Annotated in this window: 18 protein-coding genes; 4 read left to right on the top strand and 14 right to left on the bottom strand. The window is 45.6% G+C overall.

Going from position 1 to position 22,460, the window contains the following annotated elements; genetic code table 11:
- Positions 1 to 25 precede the first annotated feature (25 nt).
- Positions 26 to 1,183, bottom strand: coding sequence for an MFS transporter (locus tag BLCOC_RS26880; RefSeq protein ID WP_115623931.1), 1,158 nt, complete (start codon positions 1,181 to 1,183; stop codon positions 26 to 28).
- A 14-nt stretch (positions 1,184 to 1,197) separates the two neighbouring features.
- Complete coding sequence (locus BLCOC_RS26885; protein ID WP_115623932.1) at positions 1,198 to 2,343, bottom strand: iron-containing alcohol dehydrogenase family protein; 1,146 nt, start codon at positions 2,341 to 2,343, stop codon at positions 1,198 to 1,200.
- A gap of 223 nt (positions 2,344 to 2,566) precedes the next feature.
- Here BLCOC_RS26885 and BLCOC_RS26890 point away from each other — a divergent pair, with 223 nt between their 5' ends.
- Both BLCOC_RS26890 and BLCOC_RS26895 read left to right on the top strand, forming a co-directional pair.
- On the top strand, positions 2,567 to 4,507 hold the full coding sequence (locus BLCOC_RS26890; protein ID WP_018594733.1) for a BglG family transcription antiterminator: 1,941 nt from the start codon (positions 2,567 to 2,569) through the stop codon (positions 4,505 to 4,507).
- Positions 4,508 to 4,539: 32 nt separating this feature from the next.
- The gene (locus tag BLCOC_RS26895) at positions 4,540 to 5,157 is read left to right on the top strand and encodes a 4'-phosphopantetheinyl transferase family protein (RefSeq protein WP_115623933.1); all 618 of its coding nucleotides are present in this window, start codon (positions 4,540 to 4,542) and stop codon (positions 5,155 to 5,157) included.
- Here the strand turns inward: BLCOC_RS26895 and BLCOC_RS26900 are convergent.
- The 12 genes from BLCOC_RS26900 to buk form a co-directional block, all read right to left on the bottom strand.
- Positions 5,109 to 6,098, bottom strand: a complete 990-nt coding sequence (locus BLCOC_RS26900) for a flavodoxin family protein (RefSeq protein ID WP_115623934.1) — start codon at positions 6,096 to 6,098, stop codon at positions 5,109 to 5,111. The two genes, BLCOC_RS26895 and BLCOC_RS26900, sit on opposite strands and share 49 nt — an antisense overlap.
- A gap of 48 nt (positions 6,099 to 6,146) precedes the next feature.
- Positions 6,147 to 8,555: a GH39 family glycosyl hydrolase gene (locus tag BLCOC_RS26905; RefSeq protein WP_115623935.1), complete on the bottom strand. Its 2,409-nt coding sequence runs from the start codon at positions 8,553 to 8,555 to the stop codon at positions 6,147 to 6,149.
- Between the two features lie 145 nt (positions 8,556 to 8,700).
- Entirely contained in the window at positions 8,701 to 10,146 is a 1,446-nt protein-coding gene (locus BLCOC_RS26910; protein WP_115623936.1) for an FAD-dependent oxidoreductase, read from the bottom strand.
- 73 nt (positions 10,147 to 10,219) lie between these two features.
- Positions 10,220 to 11,182, bottom strand: a complete 963-nt coding sequence (locus BLCOC_RS26915) for an ABC transporter ATP-binding protein (protein ID WP_115623937.1) — start codon at positions 11,180 to 11,182, stop codon at positions 10,220 to 10,222.
- Positions 11,183 to 12,163 carry an ABC transporter ATP-binding protein gene (locus BLCOC_RS26920; protein ID WP_115623938.1) on the bottom strand — a complete coding sequence of 327 codons (981 nt, stop codon included), beginning with the start codon at positions 12,161 to 12,163 and terminating at the stop codon, positions 11,183 to 11,185.
- A 13-nt stretch (positions 12,164 to 12,176) separates the two neighbouring features.
- On the bottom strand, positions 12,177 to 13,085 hold the full coding sequence (locus BLCOC_RS26925) for an ABC transporter permease (RefSeq protein WP_115623939.1): 909 nt from the start codon (positions 13,083 to 13,085) through the stop codon (positions 12,177 to 12,179).
- Positions 13,086 to 13,096: 11 nt separating this feature from the next.
- A complete protein-coding gene (locus BLCOC_RS26930) occupies positions 13,097 to 13,759 on the bottom strand; it encodes an ABC transporter permease (RefSeq protein WP_242999011.1) in 663 nt (220 codons plus the stop codon).
- Between the two features lie 24 nt (positions 13,760 to 13,783).
- The gene (locus tag BLCOC_RS26935) at positions 13,784 to 14,053 is read right to left on the bottom strand and encodes an ABC transporter permease family protein (RefSeq protein WP_242999012.1); all 270 of its coding nucleotides are present in this window, start codon (positions 14,051 to 14,053) and stop codon (positions 13,784 to 13,786) included.
- A 29-nt stretch (positions 14,054 to 14,082) separates the two neighbouring features.
- Positions 14,083 to 15,741 (bottom strand): ABC transporter substrate-binding protein, encoded by a 1,659-nt coding sequence (locus tag BLCOC_RS26940; protein WP_115623940.1) that lies wholly within the window; start codon positions 15,739 to 15,741, stop codon positions 14,083 to 14,085.
- A 172-nt stretch (positions 15,742 to 15,913) separates the two neighbouring features.
- Entirely contained in the window at positions 15,914 to 16,249 is a 336-nt protein-coding gene (locus BLCOC_RS26945; RefSeq protein WP_115623941.1) for a nuclear transport factor 2 family protein, read from the bottom strand.
- A gap of 30 nt (positions 16,250 to 16,279) precedes the next feature.
- Positions 16,280 to 17,284 (bottom strand): phosphate acyltransferase, encoded by a 1,005-nt coding sequence (locus tag BLCOC_RS26950; RefSeq protein WP_115623942.1) that lies wholly within the window; start codon positions 17,282 to 17,284, stop codon positions 16,280 to 16,282.
- Position 17,285: 1 nt separating this feature from the next.
- The gene (gene buk, locus BLCOC_RS26955) at positions 17,286 to 18,389 is read right to left on the bottom strand and encodes a butyrate kinase (RefSeq protein ID WP_115623943.1); all 1,104 of its coding nucleotides are present in this window, start codon (positions 18,387 to 18,389) and stop codon (positions 17,286 to 17,288) included.
- Positions 18,390 to 18,801: 412 nt separating this feature from the next.
- On the opposite strand from buk, the gene BLCOC_RS26960 reads away from it, so the two are divergent.
- Positions 18,802 to 20,901: a glutamine synthetase III family protein gene (locus BLCOC_RS26960; protein ID WP_018594746.1), complete on the top strand. Its 2,100-nt coding sequence runs from the start codon at positions 18,802 to 18,804 to the stop codon at positions 20,899 to 20,901.
- 11 nt (positions 20,902 to 20,912) lie between these two features.
- Entirely contained in the window at positions 20,913 to 22,328 is a 1,416-nt protein-coding gene (purF, locus tag BLCOC_RS26965) for an amidophosphoribosyltransferase (protein ID WP_018594747.1), read from the top strand.
- Positions 22,329 to 22,460: the final 132 nt, after the last annotated feature.

Genomic DNA, 22,460 nt, shown 5'->3' on the forward strand with positions numbered 1-22,460 from the left:
TTCATCTACTCTTGATGATTCTCAATCATCCGGTTGTCTTCTTTGCTTTCCAGGCAAATGCCAGTACAGCGGAACCTGCCATACCCACCGCCGCGATCAGATACACATTGGCTGTTGCCGCTTCTCCAAACAGTATCTTTGAACTGCCATTCAACACGGCCGGAGATATAAACTGCCCCAGGCTCATTGCGCTGGTGAATATGGCGGATGCCATGGCCGTTGCCGCCGGCGGTACTGCGTTGGCCACATTGACCATCCCTGTGGGAATAAAAACCCCCTGGGAAAAGCCACAGAACAAGGCTCCCAGAACCAACATTTTCATATCAGCGGGAAACAGGCTTAAAAGCACTGCGCCCACAGTAAAACTGAGCATGGCGGCAGGCATTGTATACTTCTTTGTAATCTTTGTGATTCTTCCAAGCATAAGACCTGCGGCAATCTGTATCCCGGAAAAAACCCCGGTCAGCATCCCTGACACTGCCGTATTTCCTTTTAATGCCCCGCCGATATGCATGGAAATATTGGTTGTAAAGGCAATGAGAAATAAAAATTCCAGAAAAGCAAACAGGGACGCAGTAAAGACTTCTCCGTTCAGGCGTATCTTTTCCTTTTCTTTCGCTTTTGCTTCCGGCGCTTCCGGAAGACAGACCGCGATCAATATCAAAGACAGAAATCCTATTATGTTGATCCAATAAGAATTTTTAAACGCGGACATTCCCAGCCACCCTGCTGCCGTAGTGATAAGCACCATCCCGGCTCCTATGCTGGCCGCCTGGATTCCCATAACAGAAACCCTCTCATCTCCTTCAAAGAAATCCGCAACCACCGCTGTGTTCAGCGTTGTGGACAATCCCAATGAGATTCCGTAAACCATTCTCGCCCCAAAAAGGAGAGGAAAGTAATCAGCCCAAAAAGGGACGATCCCGCTGACTCCTGCCACAAGGCTTGCCAAGAGCAGAAGCTTTTTTTTGCTGACCTTCACCGCCAGCCAGCCAGAAGCCAATGCCACTCCAATGGATATCAGCGAAGGCGCCGTGACCAGCATCTGCACCAGGCTCACAGGAACTCCCTGATAATGTTCAGATATCTGACCCAGGATTGGCGATACACTAAACTGCAGCCCCTGGATAAAGGAAATACATACAACCGCGACGATAATTTTCCATTTTTTTCTCTTATTCATGAATTTTTCTCTTCTTAATATGCCTTTTCAAGGATTGCCAATATGTCTTCTTTTGTGATGTCCTGGCGAGGGTTAAAACCAAGTACAGGCTCTCTCAGAACATCTTCGGCAAGCATATCAAAGTCTTTTTTCTGTATTCCCTGCTCAGATAACGTCCTGATCTTCAGCCTGACTGTCAGCTTTTTCAATTCCTCCGCAAACAGATGAGAATCTTTCTCGGGATTTCCGCTTACCGGAAGGTCTATTGCCTTTGCAAGCTCCGCCATCTGTTTTGGACAGCTCTCTGCGTTATATTCCATCACATAGGGAAGAACAACTGCATTTGCCATGCCGTGAGCCAGTCCAAAGTGTGCGCTTAAGGTATGGGCAATTCCATGGACTAAGCCCAGGTTTGCATTGGAGAAACTAAATCCGGTGATAATACATCCCAGCATCATCTGTTCTCTGGCCTCCATATCCTCACCATTTTCAACCGCTCTTGTTATATTTTGATACAGGATGCGAAGCCCTTCCAGAGCTTGATATTTTGTAAGGGGTGTTGCCATATTGGACAGGTAACTCTCTGCCGCATGGGTAATGGCATCCATTCCCGTGGCCGCAGTTACACCTGCCGGAACCGTTCTGGTAAATTCCGGGTCAGCGATCACATCAGACGCTGTAATCTTGTTGTCTATCACAACGTACTTGATCACTTTTTCCGTATCGATCAATGCGCTGACGTTTGTGATCTCACTGGAAGTCCCTGCGGTTGTGGGAATTGCGATCAGCGGCAGACATGGATGTTTCACCATATTCATCCCCGCATAATCGCTGATCTTTCCGGGATTTGTCATTAACACATTGATGGCTTTAGCGGTATCAATACTGCTTCCTCCGCCAACTGCCACAAATCCGTCCACCTGTGCATTCCTGGCAATGCCGGATGCTTTTTCTACGATTTCATTTGTGGGGTTGGGAATCACGTCATCGAACACCGTAACCGCTGCCCCTGTCTTATGTATCTGTTCCAAAACTTTATCTGCAATGCCCGCTGCTTTGACCCCGCTGTCATACACTACCATTACATGCTTCAGGCCATATGCGTTTATCAGTTCAGGAAGTTTTTCTGCTGCGCCTCTTCCAAATTTAATATTGCTCTTTACAAAGAAATCAAAACTCATACTTCTCCTCCCGTTATTCGATTTGTCTTTATCTTACAGGTTCATATTATCGTGTCCCGGTTTTCTTCTCAAATCATGTTTTTCCGCTATTAAGAGGAAAACAAACCCGGCCTCCAGCTTCACTTTTGGCCAAACACGCTCTAGCCATTGGTGCCTCGATTTGATATAATTCTCATAAGGAAAAACAGATAGACAAATCATAAAAAGAAAGGAGCTTTCCTGCATGGATACTTTGACTCTCTCCCTCCGTCAGAGAAAGATTCTGCACATACTTCAAAATCAAAATTCCTATATTACAGGAAAGAAGATTGCCGAGGACCTGGATGTCTCTTCCCGGACCATCCGTAACGATATTCAGGAGCTGAATCATTTTCTGACTGCTTATAACACACATATTCTTTCTGAACAGAGCAAGGGATATCTTTTATATACAGAGGCTCCGGATAAGTTAAAAGAATTGAATGGAAACGACACTGTTTTTTTTACCAAAGAAGACCGCATGCGTTACCTGGCATTTCAGCTCTGCCTGTCCGGAGAACCGCTGAACCTGTTTGATCTGGAAGATGAGATGTTTGTCAGCCACACCACATTAATGTACGATCTCCATGCATTAAAACGGAAATATACATTGGCAGAACCTCATATTGAACTGATCCAGCATAAAAACACCATTTCCTACGAAAAAAACGAGTATAAAATACGTGCGGTACTCTTAAATCTGTTTCATGAAGACTGGGATTACAACGCAAAGGGAAATGCCTATTATGGTTATCATTTTCTCGATGAACAGATCATGGACTTTTTGCTGGATATCGTTCCTTTTCATCTCCACCGCTATCACATCCGGATGGAAGACCCCAGTCTGGTTGCACTTGAACTTTCTCTGGCTATTATGTACCACAGGATCATGTCAGGATACCGTCTTCCTGAAACTGCTCCTGTTCCCATGACAAACACAGCAGCCTATCTGGTTACCAGGGATTTGTTTACGGATTTGGAAAAGAAGATGCACTGCAGCTTTCCCACTGCAGAGAGAGATTTTATTTATCATTTTATTTCACAGGCGATCCTGTTAGATGAATCTTTGATTTCAGAGGGAAATGCAGAATTTTATATCGGACCTATTACCATTGAAATGGCAGACCGCTTTCTTGCAAGAATTAAAAGAGTTTTTACAATTGACTTTTCAGATGACAGGGAATTTTATATTACCTTGCTGCTTTATCTGCGCACACTGCAAGGCAATCACTGTATTTTCTATGCACAGGGAAATGCAAATACCACCAAGAAGAACCTGCTTCCGGAATTTGAGTTTGCCTATCTGTTTCAGGATATTGCTTTTGAGTGCATGGGACGCCGTCTTACCGAGATAGAGCTCATCAATCTGGCCTTTTGTCTTTCGGGAGCATTAGAATACCATTTTACGGTTCACCCGGAAAAGAAAATCAACACTGTGATCTGCTGTCATATGAACATGACTACAACATGGGCTATAAAACGTAAAGTCCTGGCAATGTTCGGCAGTTATCTAGAAGTTACGGACCTGCTTCCTGTAAATTCCAAAAGTACCTTTGATTTTTCCCGGACAGACCTTGTGTTGACCACCGTGAAAAAAAAGATCAGTGACAACGCTGCCACCAGAACCATTTACCTTGACAGCTTTGTAAACTTTTCTTCCTCCTCTTTTCAGAATGATATTAAAATGCTGGCAATGCGCTCTCTGTGTCCTCAGCCGTCTGCTCCCACTGAAAGTCTCTTTCAAAATGCTTACTGGCATGGGAACAAGGACCTTACCGAGAGATTTCCCATTATAGAGGAGATGATGTCCGACTTTATCCGGGATGATATTGCTTCTGAAAAGCATTTACTGGAGATTCTAAGCCGGGAATCTGTGTCTTCCTTTGCCATTGAAAACAACATTGTCTTTCTGTACTCTGTTGTTCCGGCACAGGAAACCAAACTGTCCTTTATGACTTTATCACACCGTATTGTCTGGAACACGAAAAAGATCCAGATGGTGATTATGGCAGTTTTTTGCAGGGAAGACCGTAACCTGCTCTTTTACTTAAACAATTTATTCTATCACAGCCATGATTTTGAAGCTTTTAAAATACCACAAAACGAATCCGAAAAAAATGATTTTTTCCGTTTATCCGGTGTTTAAATTATATCTGATTTTTGCCAAAGGAGCCTGCCATGCCAGTTATCTATTATACCTATTATACCCCTGTCTCAGATTCCGTCAGCGCAGTGGAAGCACAGGAACACTCACTGGGAAGGACTCTTCTCCTCACCGGACTCAAGGAGCTGTACCATATTCACTACTCCACAGATAAGTTAGAGGAATCTCTCCTTATCTCCCCGGAGGGAAAGCCTTATCTGGCGGGTCTGCCAGGTATTCACTTTAACATCACCCACTGTCACAGGCTGGTGGCATGTGCTTTTTCCTGCCGTCCCATCGGCATTGACGGGGAATTGCCCGGAGCTTTTGAAAACACACTGATAAAAAAAGTATTTTCCCCTGAGGAAAAATACTTTTTTTATCAAACAGCCACTACGGCTGAGCTTCGTATTCAATGGTTTTTTAAATTCTGGACTTTAAAAGAAGCTTATGTAAAAAAAACCGGAACCGGTATCAGCATACCTCTTACAAAGCTTACCTTTACCTTTTCCCATATTCCCGCGCCCGATACCATTGGCTGCCCGGACCCTGAAACGGCCTGCAGGCAGTTTGTCTTAAAGACGGGGCATATTCTGTCTGTCTGTTACGAATCTGACTCCGGAGATGAGACAATCTCATTAAACCTTTTATAGCGATCCATTTCCTGTCTGATATACTCAGCATTTTGGGGATCACTTAATTTAGATATACATATTTTGATCATACCCTGTATCTCATTATAGTGCTCATAGATACCTTCCTGTGTATTTCGTGCCCTTCTGATTTCTTCCTCCGGCCAGTGAATGGTCACTTTTTCATCTTTCACACTCATCTTGCCCCAGATTCCGCACACCGGGCATTCCACCTCTGTGGTGCCGTTCATATTCAACATGCGGCAATGGCACACAGGGCAGGTGCCGTCTTCTTCCGGTTCTCCCACCCAGATATCTGTCTGGCTGTAAGGTTTTCCGATGGACTGGGCTACTGCTTTTCCCAGAGAAGCACATCTCCCCATTAAATCTCTGTCTAACACCGGATGAGCTGTGATTCCCTGTTGGTATGCATCCACATGGCCCACACATTTCTGTACAAAAGAAAAGTCAAACAAATGCAGCATGGGCAGCCCTAATGCCACCCAATTGCGGGTACCTGCACCTCCCACGGAGATATATGCGGAATAGCGGTCCTTGAAATAACGTTCATCCAGCAGAGGTTTTCCGGCTGCCGCACGCTTCTTGTTTTCTTCCAGCAGCGACGCACGGTCATGGGAAGGACAGAGACGATCCATAAAATTTTTAAACTGCCCTACAATGCCAACTGCATACACCGGCGCACCGATAATAATACCGTCACAGTTTAGATAAGCCTCCTCCAGGATATGGTAATCATCCTTTAAGCAGCATTTGATTTCCACCTCTCCTTTGTCGCGGCAGCGGGAGCAATAATCACATGCATGGCAGTGATCGATCCGCATGGCCATTGTATTGATAAACTCTACCTCCGCCCCTTCTGCCCTTGCGGCAAACAGTGCTTCCTTTACCATAATATCGCACCGCTGGTTTTTCCGGCCGAATGAAATCCCCAATATTTTCATAACTGCTCATTTCCTCTCTTTTCGTTTTTTGTTCCGTATCTGTCTGTTCTATGACATAACATATTTAATACTGATCAATGCAATCTCGTTGGCTGACAACTCTTCATCGACAGCCAGCATACCATTTTGGGTATTTGCCTCCTTTATGGTCAGTTTAGGTTCACAGACCCTCCGAAAATGCCTGATGTCATTTTTTGACAATTCATTTTCATAGCCCATTTCCTTCCAAATACCAAGGACATTGCCATTCCAGTCATTGATACGATTGACTTTTATACAATAGTTTCCTTCCCGCACTCCCTGTAGCTGAAGCTGCAGTTTTAACTTGCACCTGCTCTCGTAATATTTCCACATACTTTCTTTTTCCAGATCCGTCTCAGGCGTAAGATAATAATTATAGTTCAGCTTCTGCTGATTATGGCATACGATCCTGTAATTATCGTGCCCGTCTGTGGTGACCAGATAATTTTTGTCTTTTCCCACAAGGCAGGGAAAAAGGCGGTTCAAAAAATAAAAAGCAAACCCCGAAGGTTTCAAAAATCCATCTTTGGCCAGCAGGCCTCCTCCGCCGAACAACACCTTGGGCGTATCAAAAGACACACACTGTATGTCGCTGCCCACGCTATACGCCATGGACGCAGTCTTGCCCCAGAGATCGATCACGTTTTTTACAATATATGCACCTTTAAAGTTTGTATCATGGATATAATTACGGTCACTGGGTGTCAGATTCCAATGAGTGATATAGACCGGCAGTCCGCCCATTCCGGCAGCAGCTATCACTGCCAGCTCTTTTTCTATCAGATGGACAAACCCGTCGTCATCTGAACTTCTCTTGGCAAAGGTATCCAGTCCATCCGAACCTCGTTCATAGGAATTATAATATATGGATATAAAATCCGGCTGATACTCTCTCTTTGTCCACATACTCAGAAATTCTTTCCTATCTGCCCGTCCATAATCCATCCGGATTCCATATCCGCCCACCTTAATATCTTTATTGCATTCTTTGATGATCCGGCAGGTAATTTCAAATCTGTCCAGATATTTTTTTCGCTCTATCCTGTCATCCCTGTACGCCTCATTAAACCAGAGTTCAAACCTCCAGTTCTTCAGATTTGTCTGCTCATAGCGCATCCCCAGATGGCGTACAAAAACCTTCATGAGTCTTTCCCACTGCTCACTTGTATATTCTGAAAAATGTTTTTTCTTGGTCACTGCCTCTCCAACTGTATAGCAGATAGACACCGGCCTGATGCCTAAATCAATATGCGGCAGCATTCCCTGTTCCAGTACAAAGTCCAAAACAGCATCAATCCTGCTGAAATCATAATGCTCCAAATCCGGCTTAATATAAAAATCTTCCGTGAATATATTCCAAAACCTGATATACTTAAATCCCAGCGTTCTCTGCAGGATCAGTAAATGTCCCTGTACGGACGAGTGCAGCAGATTTTCTGCTTCTCCCAGATTAATGGTATCCCCCCAGTAATTCTGGAACATTTCCTTTTGCTCTACAAAGTATTGGGCCTTACATATCTCAACCTTTTTCTCTTCCCATTCTTCCGGTACCGGAGGTTCGACATCCCCTATGATTTCTTCCACACGCTTTTTCAGAGCAGCCGCTTTCGTAATGTCGTCTTGCATGTTATCTTCCGCCGCAGCCTGTCTGCGGAACTCTGACGGTGTTAATCCGTAACTTTTCTTGAACACTTTATTAAAAAAGGCCACCGAGGTAAAACCGCAGTTGTATGCAACTGCAGTAATGGGGATATCTGTATACAAAAGTTCATCTGATGCATGGAAAATCCTCACATTGGTCAGATAACTGCCAAAAGTCATTCCGTAGTTCTTTTTAAAAAAACGTGACAGATATCCATTGGAGAGATACAGTTGATCGGAGAGTTCCTTGATACTGATAGGCTGGGAATAGTTGGAATGGATATACTGGTTAATCTGTCCGATCCGCTCCCCGTAAGGATCCTCATCATCTTCACTGTATTGATAATCCGTGGAATTCACCATAAAATTTACAGACAACTGATGTAAAACCGCATAGCAGTCCGACATAAAACCAAAGGTATGTTCGTAATCCCGTTTTTCAATATAATGCTTCAGCAGATGCTTGAGAAGCTGCCTCAGTTTATGATAATTTTCATTGTCCGATGCGCTGGAATCACACCAGAAAAAAATATCGGCATTATCCACCTGCCTGCAGGCTTCCTGATAATTAATGCTCAGCTGCATAAGCAGGTAATCTTCAGACTGATTCACCGCATATCGTTTATTGGAATTAATTACGATAACATCCTCTTGGTTTAAATGATATTGTTTTTGCTCCACCTTCACATCCAGTTTTCCTTCCAGAACAAACAAAACCTTGATTTCTGTAAGCACCAATTCCTCATGTCTGGAATTATCCTGGATAGAAAGACTGAACAGTTCTTTTTTCCTCATATATTCTCCAAATCATATTACATAATGAATAGTTTCACGAATGGTTACTTAATTCTGATTGTAGCATATCCCTCAAAATCCACAATGCATTAATTTGTCAAATATTCTATACTTTTCTATACTGTTTGCGGAAAACATCCTGTTTTTATTTCTGGATATATTCGGCTGCACTCATTCCGGCAATACGCCCGCTGTTCACAGCAAAACCCATGGAATTTCCCGGAAGCAGGAACATATAGCTGTCATCATAAATATTGCAGGCATCCGCTCCGGCGCAGTACAGTCCGGGAATGGGCATGAACTCCCTGTCACAGGCTTCACAGTTTTCATTGATACGGACGCCTCCCACAGTTCCGTAACCTCCCGGATGGTGGGCGGCTGCATAAAATGGCGCTTTGAATATAGGCCTTAAATACCGCTTTGCCTTAAAAAATTCTTCGTCCACACTGTCACAGAAGAAATTATAGTCATCTATGGTTTCCTTCAGATTCTCAACATCAATTCCCGCTTTTTCAGCCAGTTCCTCGATGGTATCTGCCCGGAAGAAATTATGGGAACCGTTTTCCATAAGACTCTCAAATCCCTCAAAAAAGTCTGACACATCGGATACATTTGCCACTAAGCTGGTGACATCCACTCCGTGTTTTATGTAATACTTGATGATAGAGGTATCCACAATGTTAAATACCACTTTATCCTTTTGATGGTTTGCCAGATTACTCAGATAAGTGCTGTTCTGGATATATTCTTCGTTCATAATGCGCTTTCCAAACCGGTTTACAAGAAGATTCGGCTGCTTGAAAATGTTGGAGACACTGGCATTTGCCGGCTCCCCGCCTCCTAAATCAGCCGCCATCTCGATCCGGATGGGCATCTGGTCAGCACCCGCCTCCCATGCCATACGGATACCATCCCCCACCATACCGGGAACAGCAAAGTTATACACATCTTTTCCGTATTCCAGCCCTGTATATTCTTTGATCATCTCAGTATTTGCGCCTGCGCCGCCTGTACAGATAATGGCTGCGTCACAGCGCACTTCTATCTCTTCATTATTCTGGCCTCTTGCCCGCACTCCCACAACTCTTCCGTCTTCCTTGAGGATTTGTGTTGCGGCTGTCTCCAGAAGTACCGTCACACCCAGTTCCAATGCCTTATTATATAAGGCTCTGTTCATAAAAGAAGCGGCTCTTGGGCCAATTCCTTTATCCGTTTTTACAATATGCCAGGTTGCCTCTGATTGCGGAAAATAACGAAATGCCCCTTCAAATTCTACGCCTATATCTTCCAGCCATTCTATTGTTTCCGCTGACTGGGCAAAATATCTCTTGACTAACCGGGCGTCTACATTGTAATGTGTATAGTCCATAAACATATCAAATGCTTTTTCCACAGTAATATCTATCATCTGTTTTTTCTGATATTTTGTCCCTATTCCCAGTGGCCCCATCCCCATATTTGCCGTACCTCCGATTGTACTGCTTTTTTCCAATACAATTACATCCGCTCCGTCCTGAGCAGACTGTACAGCTGCAGATAATCCGGAAGGTCCTGCTGCTATTACACAAATTTGCGTATCATATCTTTTCATTATCTGTTTTCTCCTTTACCATACCCGCTTACCCTGAAGGTGCCCCGGCTGTTACTGCGTCGTCTTTTCACTTTTATTTCATGAACTCTTCCGCCCGGTGACACGCCACCATGTGGTCAGGTTTAATCTCTCGAAGCTCTGGCTCAGTCTCCCGGCATTCCTGTTTTGCATAAGGGCATCTGGCTGCAAAGCGGCAGCATACTTTTGGATCAATAGGAGAAACAATTTCTCCTTTTAACACCATTCTCTCATGCTTATAGCTCACCTTAGGAATGGGGATTGCTGACAGCAATGCCTTTGAATACGGATGAATCGTATTTTTAAAGATTTCGCTGGCAGGACATTTCTCAATCATCTGTCCCAGATACATCACTGCAATATCGTCAGAAATATGTTTTACCACCGACATGTCATGAGTGATAAACATGTAGGTCAGCCCTCTCTCCTCCTGAAGATCCTGAAGCAGATTCAGTATTTGGGCCTGTATAGATACATCCAGGGCTGATACCGGTTCGTCACAGACAATAAACTGCGGATTCAATGATAATGCACGGGCAACCCCGATACGCTGACGCCGTCCGCCGTCCAGTTCATGAGGATATGTCCTCTCCAGTCTTTTTGCAAGTCCTACCAGTTCCATCATCTCCCTGGCCCTGTCGGTAACTTCCTTACCTGACATGGAGCGGTTGTTTACACGGATCGGCTCCTCGATCAACTGGAGAATATTCATGCGTGGATCCAGGGATGCGTACGGATCCTGGAAGATCATCTGAATATCAGAACGATATTTCTCCTTAAATTCTTTTTTGGGCATGTTGGCAATCTCTGTTCCGTCGTAAAAAATCTGCCCATCTGTTGGATCATGGAGTCTCATCAGGGTTTTTCCAAGGGTTGATTTTCCGCAGCCTGATTCTCCAACGATTCCAATGGTTTTTCCTTTTTCGATGTTAAAAGTCACATTATCAACCGCATGAAGTGTCCCTCTGGGGGTAGAAAAATATTTTTTCAGGTTCTTTACTTCTATGATATTTCCCATCTATTCTTCCTCCCATCCTTCTGTATATTGACAGCACTTTACTTCATGAACGGCATCCAGCCTCACCCTTTGAGGGTCGCATTTTTTACAGCAGTCTTTTCTTTCCTCACAGCGCTGGTAAAAGCTGCAGTATTCAGGAAGATCTGCCGGATTGGGTACTAGACCCTGAATCACATGCAGCCGCTTTACCTCCTCCTCCAGGGATGGAATAGACCGGTATAACGCCTTTGTGTACGGATGTTTTGCCTTGTTAAATATATCTTCCACTGTGCCGTACTCCACAATTTCACCGGCATACATGACTGCGCAGTAATCACACATCTCCGCCACAATTCCCAGATCATGGGTGATCAATATCATGGATGTGCCGTTGACATCCTGCAGTTCCCGCATCATATCCAGAATCTGTGCCTGTATGGTCACATCCAGGGCTGTTGTGGGTTCATCCGCGATCAAAAGATCCGGTTTACATGCCAGCGCAATGGCAATGACAATACGCTGCTTCATGCCCCCTGAAAACTGGTGAGGGTAATCTTTATACCTGTCCCGCCCGATTCCCACCATTGCCAGCATATCCTGGGCCCTTTTCAAGGCGTCGGCCTTGGAGCAGCGGTCATGCAGATAAACAACCTCTGCAATCTGCTCTCCTACGGTCTTCACCGGATTCAGCGCTGTCATTGGGTCCTGAAAGATCATACTGATTTGTTTTCCGCGGACTGCACGCATTTCTCTCTCGCTTTTCTTTAAAAGGTCCTCTCCGTCCAACAGAATAGACCCCTGAATGACGTGTCCCACTTTCGGCGGCAAAAGCCCCATAATGCCGTAAGCAGTGGTGGTTTTCCCTGCACCGGTTTCACCCACCAGGCCCAGCACCTTCCCCTTTTCCAGAGTGATCGTAATATTGTTGACAGCCTCCACTACTGATTCATCTGTTTCATAATGGATGACCAAATCTTTTACTTCCAGTATATTTTCGCTCATATCCACATGCTCCCTATTTCATTTTCGGATCAAACGCATCACGAAGGCCATCACCCATAAGATTAAATGCAAAACAAGTGATCATTATCATAAGCGCCGGGAAAATCATCATATATGGCGCTGTAGTCATGTATGCCTTTCCGTCATTCAGTATCAGTCCCCATTCCGGAGTTGGTGCCGCAAGCCCGACTCCGATATAGCTCATGGAAGACATCAGCATAATGGATGCCGCAAGAAATCCCACAAAGTAAATGACCATAATCCCCACTGTGTTGGGTATCATATGTTTCACGATCATCTCCAGACGGCCCACGCCGATTGCCTCTGATGACTCAATATAATCACTGCCCCGCACACGAAGAATCGCCGCCCGGTTGTTTCTTGCCATTGTAGGCATGGAAGCAAACATAATGGCTGACACTAACTGGGGAATCCCGTTGCCGAGAACTGCTACAATACACATTGCCATCATGATCATAGGTATGGACTGGAAAATATCCATAATACGCATGATCACAGTATCTATTTTCCCGCCGAAATATCCGGCGATGATTCCCAGAAGCCCTCCGCTGAACATTGCCGCCAATGTACAGAAGAATGCGATGAGCAGGCTGTATCTGGCGCCGTAGATACAGCGGCTGAAAATGTCCCGTCCGAAATTATCTGTGCCAAACAGATGCTTTGCACTGGGTTTCTGCAGCATAGCCATGTAATCCTGCACCTGGTAATCATAAGGAGCAAGAAGTGGCGCCAAAATTGCAATCAATACCAATATGACAACAACCACCAGCCCCATCAGTGCGGTGGGATTTCGCTTAAACCGTTTCCAAGATTCATAGAGAGGGGTCGAGTTTACTGTTTTTTTACGTCTTGCGTTTTTTTTCTCTAATTTCTCCATTGCAGGAGTATGCATCTTTGCCATTTCTTTCACTCCTATGCCTTTTTTGCTTTTTTTGCCCCGCCTGAGATAATGGTTGTTTTTAGCCGCGGATCAATCAAAATAAAGCTGATATCCACCAAAAGATTGATAAGCGTCAGGATCAAAGCAAGAATTAACACCCCGCCTAAAACGGACGGATAATTTCTCTGGGTAATTGCATCCACAATATACTTTCCCACTCCCGGAATACTGAACACGGTCTCTATTACCATTCCGCCGCCTATGGCCACACCAAGGTTGCTTCCTATGGACTGTGCCACAGGGATCATCACATTGCGCAGCGCATGTCTTTTTATAATACTGGACTCTGTCTGGCCTTTTGCCCTTGCTGTGCGGATATAGTCTTCGCCCAGCACTTCCAGCATACAGGATCTTGTGATACGTGTGTAACTTGCAACAGAAGAAAGTCCAATACAAAGCATGGGCAAAATGTAGCCGCTGGCCACCTCAACTCCTGTTGCCGGAAGTAAATGAAGCTGTACTGAAAATATCAGAATCAGAACTAATGCCACTACAAACTCCGGCACCGATTGAAAGAACATGGAAATTATCAGTACCAGGGAATCTGCCCATGTGTATTTTTTGATTGCGGATATGATTCCAAGGATAATCCCCAGTACAGCGCCAATGGCCACTGCCCCCAAGGTGACGATCATGGATGTGACAAGACGCGGAGCCAGTTACCGAAGCACCGGTTCTCCTGTTCGGTAGGACTTCCCGAAATCCCCCCGGCATACACCGGTTATATAATTTACATACTGTACAACCACAGGCTTATCCAAACCTAATTCTTCCCGCTTTGCTTCCATCTGTTCTTCCGATGCTGAGTTTCCCAGAATCTGACGAACGGGATCTCCCGGGGTAAAGGTTTTTAAAGTGAATATGATTGCAGACACCCCCAGCATAATGGGGATCAGCAAAGCAATTCTTTTTAATACATACTTTATCATTGTCTTTCTCCTGTTAAATACAAGTGCCCTTATTTATAGAAATCCGTAATACAGGTGAATCCTCTTTCTAATGTGTTATAACCTTTCAGACCTTTTGTTACAATGGCTGCTTTCATTTCCGGATAAAGGTTTGCCTGAATGCAGTCACTCTTCATAATGTTTTCAAGTTCCGCCAGTTTTTCTTTTGCAATCTGCGGATCTTCTACTGCGATAATATCCTTGCGCAGAGTATCTATCTCATCAGTAGTCACCTTCGGTCCGCCTATGGCAAATCCGGCTTCAATGGTTCCTTTATCCAGAGAAGTAATGATAGAAGGATTTCTGTTATCCATAATCCAGCCGATCGTGATCATGTCATAGTTTCCGGAAAATGCATCACTAATGAAGGACGCTGTATCAGGAGTGTTTAATGTGAGATTGATGCCTGCTGCGCGGCAGTTCTCCTGGATGACCGTGTACATCGGGATAAGGTCTGCAGTTCCAAGAATAGTTAAATCAATCCCATTTGCATAGCCTGCTTCCGCCAGTAAAGCTTTCGCGCCCTCCACATCCGGTTTTCTTTCTTCCTTAGTGTAAGTCTCATTAAAGTAATAACTTGAAGGAGATGCAAATCCAAGGGCCTGTTCTGCTGTTCCCCCTGTTCCCACCATTGCAAGGGCCTCATAGTCAATGGATTTCATGATGGCTTCCCTGATGTTTTTGTCTGCCGTTGCTTTTCCCTCTGTCATGTTGAACCACAGATGAGTAACCTGTCCGAAATCATAGATGACAACATCTATTTTTTCATCCTCTGTATAAGTCACCGCCTGGATAACCGGCATGTCCACTGCCACCTGTGCGTCCCCGGAGTCTACAGCCAGTTTTCTTGCTGCCGCATCATTGGTGAAGGTACATTCAATCCTTTTGTAATATCCTTTAAAGTCTTTATCCCAGTAATTTTCGTTGCGCTCTAAGATAATGGATTCTCCGCTCTTCCATTCAACAAAACGGTATTTGCCGCATCCGATCACCGGATTGCTCTGTACCGCCTCCAAACCGCCGGCCGCTTCTACTTCCGCCTGGCTTACAATACCGAAGTTGCCCCAGGCAAGCATGGCCAGTAAGTCAGGAGCTTTCTGTGTAAACTCAATGACAACCGTAGACTCGTCTTCCGCCACAGCTCCCAGTATAAACTGTCCGGTATCTGTATTGGCACTGTACTCTCTCCAGATTCCCACTGTATATACCACGTCATCCGCTGTCATGGTCTGACCGTTTGTATATACAACATCGTCTCTTAACTTGAATCTGCAGTGGGTATCATCCACCCATTCCCATTCTGTTGCCAAAGCAGGAATCACTTCACCATTTTCATCAACTGCAACTAAACGATCCATGATCGCATCTGCAATATAGACAGATTCATTTTCAATTTTCCCGGCAGGCGCACCCCAAAGTGTGGACGGTTCGGATGCAAGCACGATCCTGATCGTCTCATCTGTCACCTCTGTATTGGGGGCATCCACATTTGCCTCAATAAACTGACCGTTTCCTTCTGTCTTTTCCGTCTCTGCCTTGTCAGTATCTGTATCTGTTTTCGCTGCCGGAGCCGAATCTGACGAATCAGTTCCTCCCCCGGACGAACATCCCATAACCGTACATGCCATAGCTGCCGCCAGAAACATTGCCATAAACTTCTTACCTTTCATTTCATTTCCTCCATCGCTTTATTTTTATATGTATTGTAACACCCATGTAACTGCTGCTCTTTCCTTTTCTAAATGTGATTATAGTCCTTGAGTCACCTTCTGTTTTTACTCCCGGACTTCAGGTCAAAATAGTTTACATTTTATGACCTATTTCGACATTTTCGGATATTTTTCAGCACATCTGAATGATATCCCAGTGCTCCGCCAGTTTCCCCTCTTCCACCCGGTAGGTGTCAACCACCCGGCATACAGTCTTTCCGCCGGCATCCACATTTTTTAAATATACTGCAATCATATTGTCTTCCTCTATCATCCTGACAATCTCAAGATGAAACTGAGGGTCACTGATGAACTTATCTGCAAATGCCTTTTTCAAAGACTCTCTTCCCTGTGCTACTCCCGGATTATGCTGTATGTAATCTTCCTTTACATACTTGTCAGCACATTCGATCCTATGTTCATTGAAAAATTCCCGGTAAAAATTGTAAATCAGCTCCTTGTTCGTCATCCCGGCCTCCTGCTCTTTGACAATACCTTTTTATTTTTTAACTGCGGCTGCCCTGGCTGCGGAAATCACAATGTTTCCTTTAATCTCAGAAACCGGTGCCCCCCTGGAACAGTCACAGACAATGCTGTTGAACCCCTGGAGCATGGGGCCATACACATCTGCATGTCCAAACTGCTGAATCAATTTTACAGCAGTATTCCCCACATTGAGATCCGGCCAGATCAATACATTGGCTTTTCCTGCCACTTTGCTCTCTCTGTTCACCTTCTTCTCTGCAACGGAAGGTACGATCGCCGCATCTAGCTGAAACTCACCGTCAATAGACAAATCCGGCCTCAGTTCCTTTGCAATCTTCAGAGCCTCCACTACCTTGTCGACCAATTCTCCCTCTCCGCTTCCCAATGTGGAGTAACAGATCATGGCACATCTCGGTTCCCATCCCAGCAAATCTTTCACTGTATCACAGGCTGAGACTGCAATGTCTGCCAACTGTCCGGCATCCGGGTTGGTGCACACGGCACTGTCGCCTATGGCCAGAAAAGAACCCTCGCTGCCCTCATACCCCGGAATATCCGCCAGACCAATACTGGAGATAGTTGTGATTCCCGGTTTCAGCCCAATGATCATCTGCCCTGCCACAAGCACATCCCCTGTGGTATTGTCAATACCTGCAAACGTCACATCCGCCTCTCCTGCTGCCTGCATGACCATGGCATAATATAATGGGTTCTGCATACGCCGATTCAGTGGTTTTTCCTTCAGCTTTGTATCAGGTTTTGCCACATATTTTGAAATCAGTTCCGCCTTATGGGCCTCCTCAGAAATGTCTGCGAAAGTGAATACGTTTTCATCATATCCTCTTTCTTTTGCAAGAGCCCTTAACTCCTCTTCATCCCCTACAAGAATGGGAATGATATATCCATCCCGGCCTGTCTCATAGGCGGCCTGCATCATCTTTTCATTGGCCGCTTCCGGAAATGCCACTTTTTGCGGATTCTCTTTTGCCTTTGCATAAACCATATCCAACAGATTCATCTTACTCTCTCCCTTCTGGTGACCATACCGGCTCCCCGGTATATATTTTTCCTTCTTCTACTCCGTCCAGCACCCGAATGACTCCTGCTGCCATGGCTTCTAACTCAAACTCACCGGGATACGCAGAAACCGGCGCAATCCAGGAACAGGTTTCTGTGATTTTTTCCACTAAATCTTTATTATGTACGATTCCTCCGCCGAGAAGAATGCCGTCCACATCACCCTGCAGAACCCCTGCCATGGCTCCTATATACCGAATGATCTGATATATCATGGCATTCCAGACAAGTTCTGCCTCTTTATCACCTTCTGCCGCTCTTTTGGTCACTTCCAAAGCATCCGACGTGCCAAGATGGCTTACAAAACCTCCGGTCTTGGTGCATAAAGACTTTACCTCTCTCCTGTCTTCTGCAGCCCCGCATAACTTTTCCACCTCAATCACCGGCACTGTACCGCACCGGGTGGGCGCCATGGGTCCGTCACCTCCCACAATGTCATTCCCGTCAATCATTCTTCCCTTTTGGTGGGCTGAAATGGAGATTCCGCCGCCAATGTGGCACACGATATAATTTTTATCTTCATACCTCCAGCCGTGAGAATTGCTGTGACGGATTGCGGTTTCCTTTAAATTCAGGGCGTGGAGATGTACATTTCTGTATACCCCTTTGATTCCGGTCATTCTTGCATATAATGTCAGTTCATCTGTGTCCGGCGGATTCACAACAAAACACGGCTTCTGAAATTCCGACGCAAATTCATTGGCGATCTGGGACCCAAGCTGGGCCGGATGTGCCACTCCATTAGCCCCTCTCACCGCATGTTCCAACAGCGTCTCATTTACTATGTAAGTTCCCCCTTCCACTGCCATCAGACCTCCGCCCCGGCCCACAAACGCATCTATTGTCCGCAGGTCCATATGCGCATCCTCCAATGCCTGCAGTATGGTTTCTTTCCTGTAGGAAAGTTGGGAACTGATGGTGGGAAATTCTTTTAACTTCTCCGCGTCATGTGATACATTTACCGTAAATAATTCTCTCTCCCCTTCAAAACAGCCTACTTTTGTCGATGTAGAACCGGGATTAATTGCCAATATACGATATGCCATTCTTTTACCCAGGGAACATCCCTTTTCCTTTCATAAATTTATTTGTCAATTTATTTGTGACCGGGACTCTGCCATTTTCTGTCCCGCAAATACGACAATTTCCATAAATTTATTGTATCTGTTTCACCTTTCCTTTACTTTTTCTAAATTCGCTTTAATCCTTGCTGATTTTTACTTTCTTCCTTCCGAAACAGATTTTCTTTGGCAAACAGGTCAATTTTATGCATGAACATTAACCTTTTTTCATATCCTGCAATTTAAAAGCCTGGTAGAAGCGGACCGCATTTTTTCAAAAAAGGGATTGACATTTCTTTTTTTTCGTGCAATACTACTTACCATAAAGCAAAGGCGCTTTGGGTGAATATCATCCAAAGCGCTTTTTTGCGTTTAAATTGAAAGGAGTGCTGTGGATATGTCAAGAGATATTCCTACACTATATGGAAGCCTTGTCTTCAGTGACAAGGTGATGCGGAACAAACTGCCGAAGGACGTATATAAAGCCCTTCACAAAACAATCCAAAACGGAACCCATCTGGAACTGGACGTTGCCAATTCCGTGGCAGTAGCCATGAAAGAGTGGGCTGTGGAAAACGGAGCGACACACTTTACCCACTGGTTTCAGCCCATGACCGGTTATACTGCGGAAAAACACGACAGCTTCATCTCCCCCAACGGAAACGGAGAGGTCATCATGGAATTTTCCGGCAAAGAGCTGGTAAAAGGAGAGCCTGACGCATCCAGTTTCCCCTCCGGCGGCCTTCGCGCCACCTTTGAAGCCAGAGGCTATACAAACTGGGACCCCACGTCACCGGCTTTTATTAAAGATAATACACTTTACATACCAACAGCATTCTGCTCTTTCAGCGGAGAGGCACTGGATAAAAAGACCCCGCTCCTCCGTTCCATGGAGGCACTGAACAAAGAGGCTGTAAAAATGCTTCATCTTCTGGGAAATACGGAAGTCACAAGCGTCTCAACAACCGTCGGCCCGGAACAGGAATATTTCCTGGTACCCAAAGAATTATACGAAAAACGGCGTGACCTTATCTTTACAGGAAGAACCCTGTTCGGCGCTCCTGCACCAAAAGGACAGGAGATGGAGGATCACTACTTCGGAGCTTTAAAGCCCAGGATCGCCGCCTACATGCATGACCTGGATGAAGAGCTGTGGAAGCTGGGCATTCCCGCCAAGACAAAACACAATGAAGTGGCACCTGCCCAGCATGAGCTGGCACCTGTCTTCGACACCACAAACGTTGCTGTTGACCACAACCAGCTCACCATGGAGATCATGAAAAAGACAGCGGAAAAACACGGCCTTGTGTGCCTGCTCCATGAAAAACCTTTTGACGGTATCAACGGAAGCGGCAAGCATAACAACTGGTCTATGTCCACCAACACCGGAACCAATCTGCTGGAGCCGGGCAGGACACCTGCCGAAAACATTCAGTTCCTGGTATTCCTCATGGCTGTCATAAAAGCTGTGGATGATTACGCAGACCTTATGCGGGTATCCGCTGCCAGCGCAGGCAATGACCATCGTCTGGGCGGCAATGAGGCACCTCCGGCTATTGTCTCCATCTTTATTGGTGATGAGCTGGAAAGCGTCCTTAAGTCCATTGAGGAGGATGCTTACTTTGGAAAGGCGCATCCGGTACAGCTAGAGACAGGTGCTCATGTACTGCCTCACTTTACCAAGGATACCACCGACAGAAACCGCACCTCACCTTTTGCCTTCACCGGCAATAAATTTGAATTCCGTATGCTGGGGTCCGCGGCGTCTGTCGCAAATCCCAATATGGTACTGAACACAGCGGTGGCAGAGGCGCTTGCACAATTTTACGGTGAATTAAAAGATACTGCCCCGGAAGAAATGGAACACGCAGTACATGAAATGATAAAACGGGCTATTAAAAAACATAAAAAAGTAATCTTCAACGGGAACGGATATACAGAAGAATGGGTAAAAGAGGCCAAAGCAAGAGGCCTTTACAACCTGGTTTCCACACCGGAAGCCCTTCCCCGATTTATTGCTGACAAGAATCTGGATCTGTTTATCAAACACGGCGTATTTACAAAAGAAGAGATTTTATCACGATACGAGATCCTTCTGGAAACTTACTCTAAGACAGTTGCCATAGAGTCCAAAACCATGCAGGAAATGCTCACAAAAGATTTCCTTCCGGCAGTCAACAGCTACGCTGCTTGTACCGCTAAAAATGCCGCGGATAAAAAAGCCCTGGTTCCGGGACTTTCCACTGCTTCGGAAGAAGCACTGGTAACCAGACTGACTGAGCTGTCTAATGCCATCACTTCCGGGACTGCTGTCTTAAAAGAGGCTACTGCCCGGGCAGAGTCCGTGGAAGATATGCAGGAACAGGCTGAACAGTTCCTCACAAAGGTTCTCCCTGTCATGGATGAGCTGAAGCTGGCAGCAAATGAAGCCGAGACAAAAATTCCGGATGAATATCTGCCATATCCAACCTATGACCACTTATTATTCTACGTCTAAGGAGACGTTCCATGGAATTACAGTCAGATTTTGATATAAAAGAAGCCTGCGGTGTATTTGGTATTTTCAGCCCTAAGGAGGAGGATGTGGCATCTTCCATTTATTACGGGCTTTGCTCCTTACAGCACCGGGGACAGGAGTCCTGCGGTATAGCTGTCTGCGATACCAAAGGACCCAAAGGCAATATGAATGCACACAAAGGGATGGGGCTGGTAAGTGAAGTCTTTAAGGAAGAAATCCTGGAAAACCTTCACGGAAATCTTGGTATCGGCCACGTCCGTTATTCCACTACAGGGGCTGCCACATTGTCAAACGCGCAGCCTCTGGTACTGAATTATATAAAGGGAACACTTGCTCTGGCCCATAACGGGAATCTGGTAAACACTCAAGACCTCAGGTGTGAACTGGAAAAAACCGGAGCAATATTCCATACAACCACGGATTCGGAAGTGATTGCTTACTGCATCGCCAGGGAAAGAGTCAACACACACAATGTGGAAGAAGCGATTCTGCATACGGCAAAGAAAATACGCGGCGCCTATGGACTGGTCATCGCCAGTCCGCGCAAGCTCATAGGTGTCCGTGACCCTCTTGGTCTCAAGCCGCTCTGCCTTGGCAGGCGAGACACCTCTTATATTATCGCTTCCGAGAGCTGCGCCCTCTCTGCAATCGGCGCAGAATTCATCCGTGATATCCGCCCCGGTGAAATCATCACCATAACGGCGGATGGTATCACCTCCAACTGCCAGCTTTGTCAGGAGACTCATGCACACTGCATATTTGAGTACATCTATTTTGCACGGCTGGACAGTACCCTGGACGGCATTAACATCTACGATGCCCGTATCCGCGCAGGAGCTGCCCTTGCGGCAGCATATCCCGAGGATGCCGATCTTGTGACCGGTGTCCCTGATTCCGGGATCCCGGCGGCAAAAGGCTATTCGGAAGCATCAGGGATTCCATTTGCATTAGCCTTTTACAAAAACAGCTATGTGGGAAGAACCTTTATCAAACCGACACAAAAGGAACGTGAACTAAGCGTCCGGCTGAAATTAAATGTTTTAGAACCTGTTGTCCGCGGCAAACGTATTATTCTTGTTGACGACTCCATAGTCCGCGGAACAACCATCGCGAACCTCATCCGTATGCTGAAAAATGCCGGAGCTAAGAGTGTTCATGTCCGTGTCAGTTCTCCACCGTTTCTGTATCCTTGTTACTTTGGAACAGACATTCCATCCAATAAACAGTTGATTGCTTCTTCCCACACGGCTGATGAAATCTGTGCCATGATCGGTGCTGACTCCCTGGGTTATATGAACACCCGCGATCTGCAGTCCATGGCGGGTAATCTGCCGCTGTGCAAAGCCTGCTTTGACAGCCATTATCCAATGGATATCACAGGTCATACAGCGGACAACAAACAGTAAAAGTTTTCTTTGCGGGCTTCCCGCTGCTGTCAACAGTAATTGCGGAGATGCACGGCCATATCCCATGGCCGCCATTTTCCGATTACATATATCACATTTTTCTTTATGCAAAGGTGCGTATTTTCAGAGTCT

It is taken from the genome of Blautia coccoides (assembly GCF_034355335.1).
Classification (GTDB): Bacteria; Bacillota; Clostridia; order Lachnospirales; family Lachnospiraceae; genus Blautia; species Blautia producta.

Bases quoted from the DNA above. Each gene is read 5' to 3' on its own strand.
- BLCOC_RS26880 (WP_115623931.1), bottom strand. From the start codon at position 1,183: ATGAATAAGAGAAAAAAATGGAAAATTATCGTCGCGGTTGTATGTATT.
- BLCOC_RS26885 (WP_115623932.1), bottom strand. From the start codon at position 2,343: ATGAGTTTTGATTTCTTTGTAAAGAGCAATATTAAATTTGGAAGAGGC.
- BLCOC_RS26890 (WP_018594733.1), top strand. From the start codon at position 2,567: ATGGATACTTTGACTCTCTCCCTCCGTCAGAGAAAGATTCTGCACATA.
- BLCOC_RS26895 (WP_115623933.1), top strand. From the start codon at position 4,540: ATGCCAGTTATCTATTATACCTATTATACCCCTGTCTCAGATTCCGTC.
- BLCOC_RS26900 (WP_115623934.1), bottom strand. From the start codon at position 6,098: ATGAAAATATTGGGGATTTCATTCGGCCGGAAAAACCAGCGGTGCGAT.
- BLCOC_RS26905 (WP_115623935.1), bottom strand. From the start codon at position 8,555: ATGAGGAAAAAAGAACTGTTCAGTCTTTCTATCCAGGATAATTCCAGA.
- BLCOC_RS26910 (WP_115623936.1), bottom strand. From the start codon at position 10,146: ATGAAAAGATATGATACGCAAATTTGTGTAATAGCAGCAGGACCTTCC.
- BLCOC_RS26915 (WP_115623937.1), bottom strand. From the start codon at position 11,182: ATGGGAAATATCATAGAAGTAAAGAACCTGAAAAAATATTTTTCTACC.
- BLCOC_RS26920 (WP_115623938.1), bottom strand. From the start codon at position 12,163: ATGAGCGAAAATATACTGGAAGTAAAAGATTTGGTCATCCATTATGAA.
- BLCOC_RS26925 (WP_115623939.1), bottom strand. From the start codon at position 13,085: ATGGCAAAGATGCATACTCCTGCAATGGAGAAATTAGAGAAAAAAAAC.
- BLCOC_RS26930 (WP_242999011.1), bottom strand. From the start codon at position 13,759: ATGATCGTCACCTTGGGGGCAGTGGCCATTGGCGCTGTACTGGGGATT.
- BLCOC_RS26935 (WP_242999012.1), bottom strand. From the start codon at position 14,053: ATGATAAAGTATGTATTAAAAAGAATTGCTTTGCTGATCCCCATTATG.
- BLCOC_RS26940 (WP_115623940.1), bottom strand. From the start codon at position 15,741: ATGAAAGGTAAGAAGTTTATGGCAATGTTTCTGGCGGCAGCTATGGCA.
- BLCOC_RS26945 (WP_115623941.1), bottom strand. From the start codon at position 16,249: ATGACGAACAAGGAGCTGATTTACAATTTTTACCGGGAATTTTTCAAT.
- BLCOC_RS26950 (WP_115623942.1), bottom strand. From the start codon at position 17,284: ATGAATCTGTTGGATATGGTTTATGCAAAGGCAAAAGAGAATCCGCAA.
- buk (WP_115623943.1), bottom strand. From the start codon at position 18,389: ATGGCATATCGTATATTGGCAATTAATCCCGGTTCTACATCGACAAAA.
- BLCOC_RS26960 (WP_018594746.1), top strand. From the start codon at position 18,802: ATGTCAAGAGATATTCCTACACTATATGGAAGCCTTGTCTTCAGTGAC.
- purF (WP_018594747.1), top strand. From the start codon at position 20,913: ATGGAATTACAGTCAGATTTTGATATAAAAGAAGCCTGCGGTGTATTT.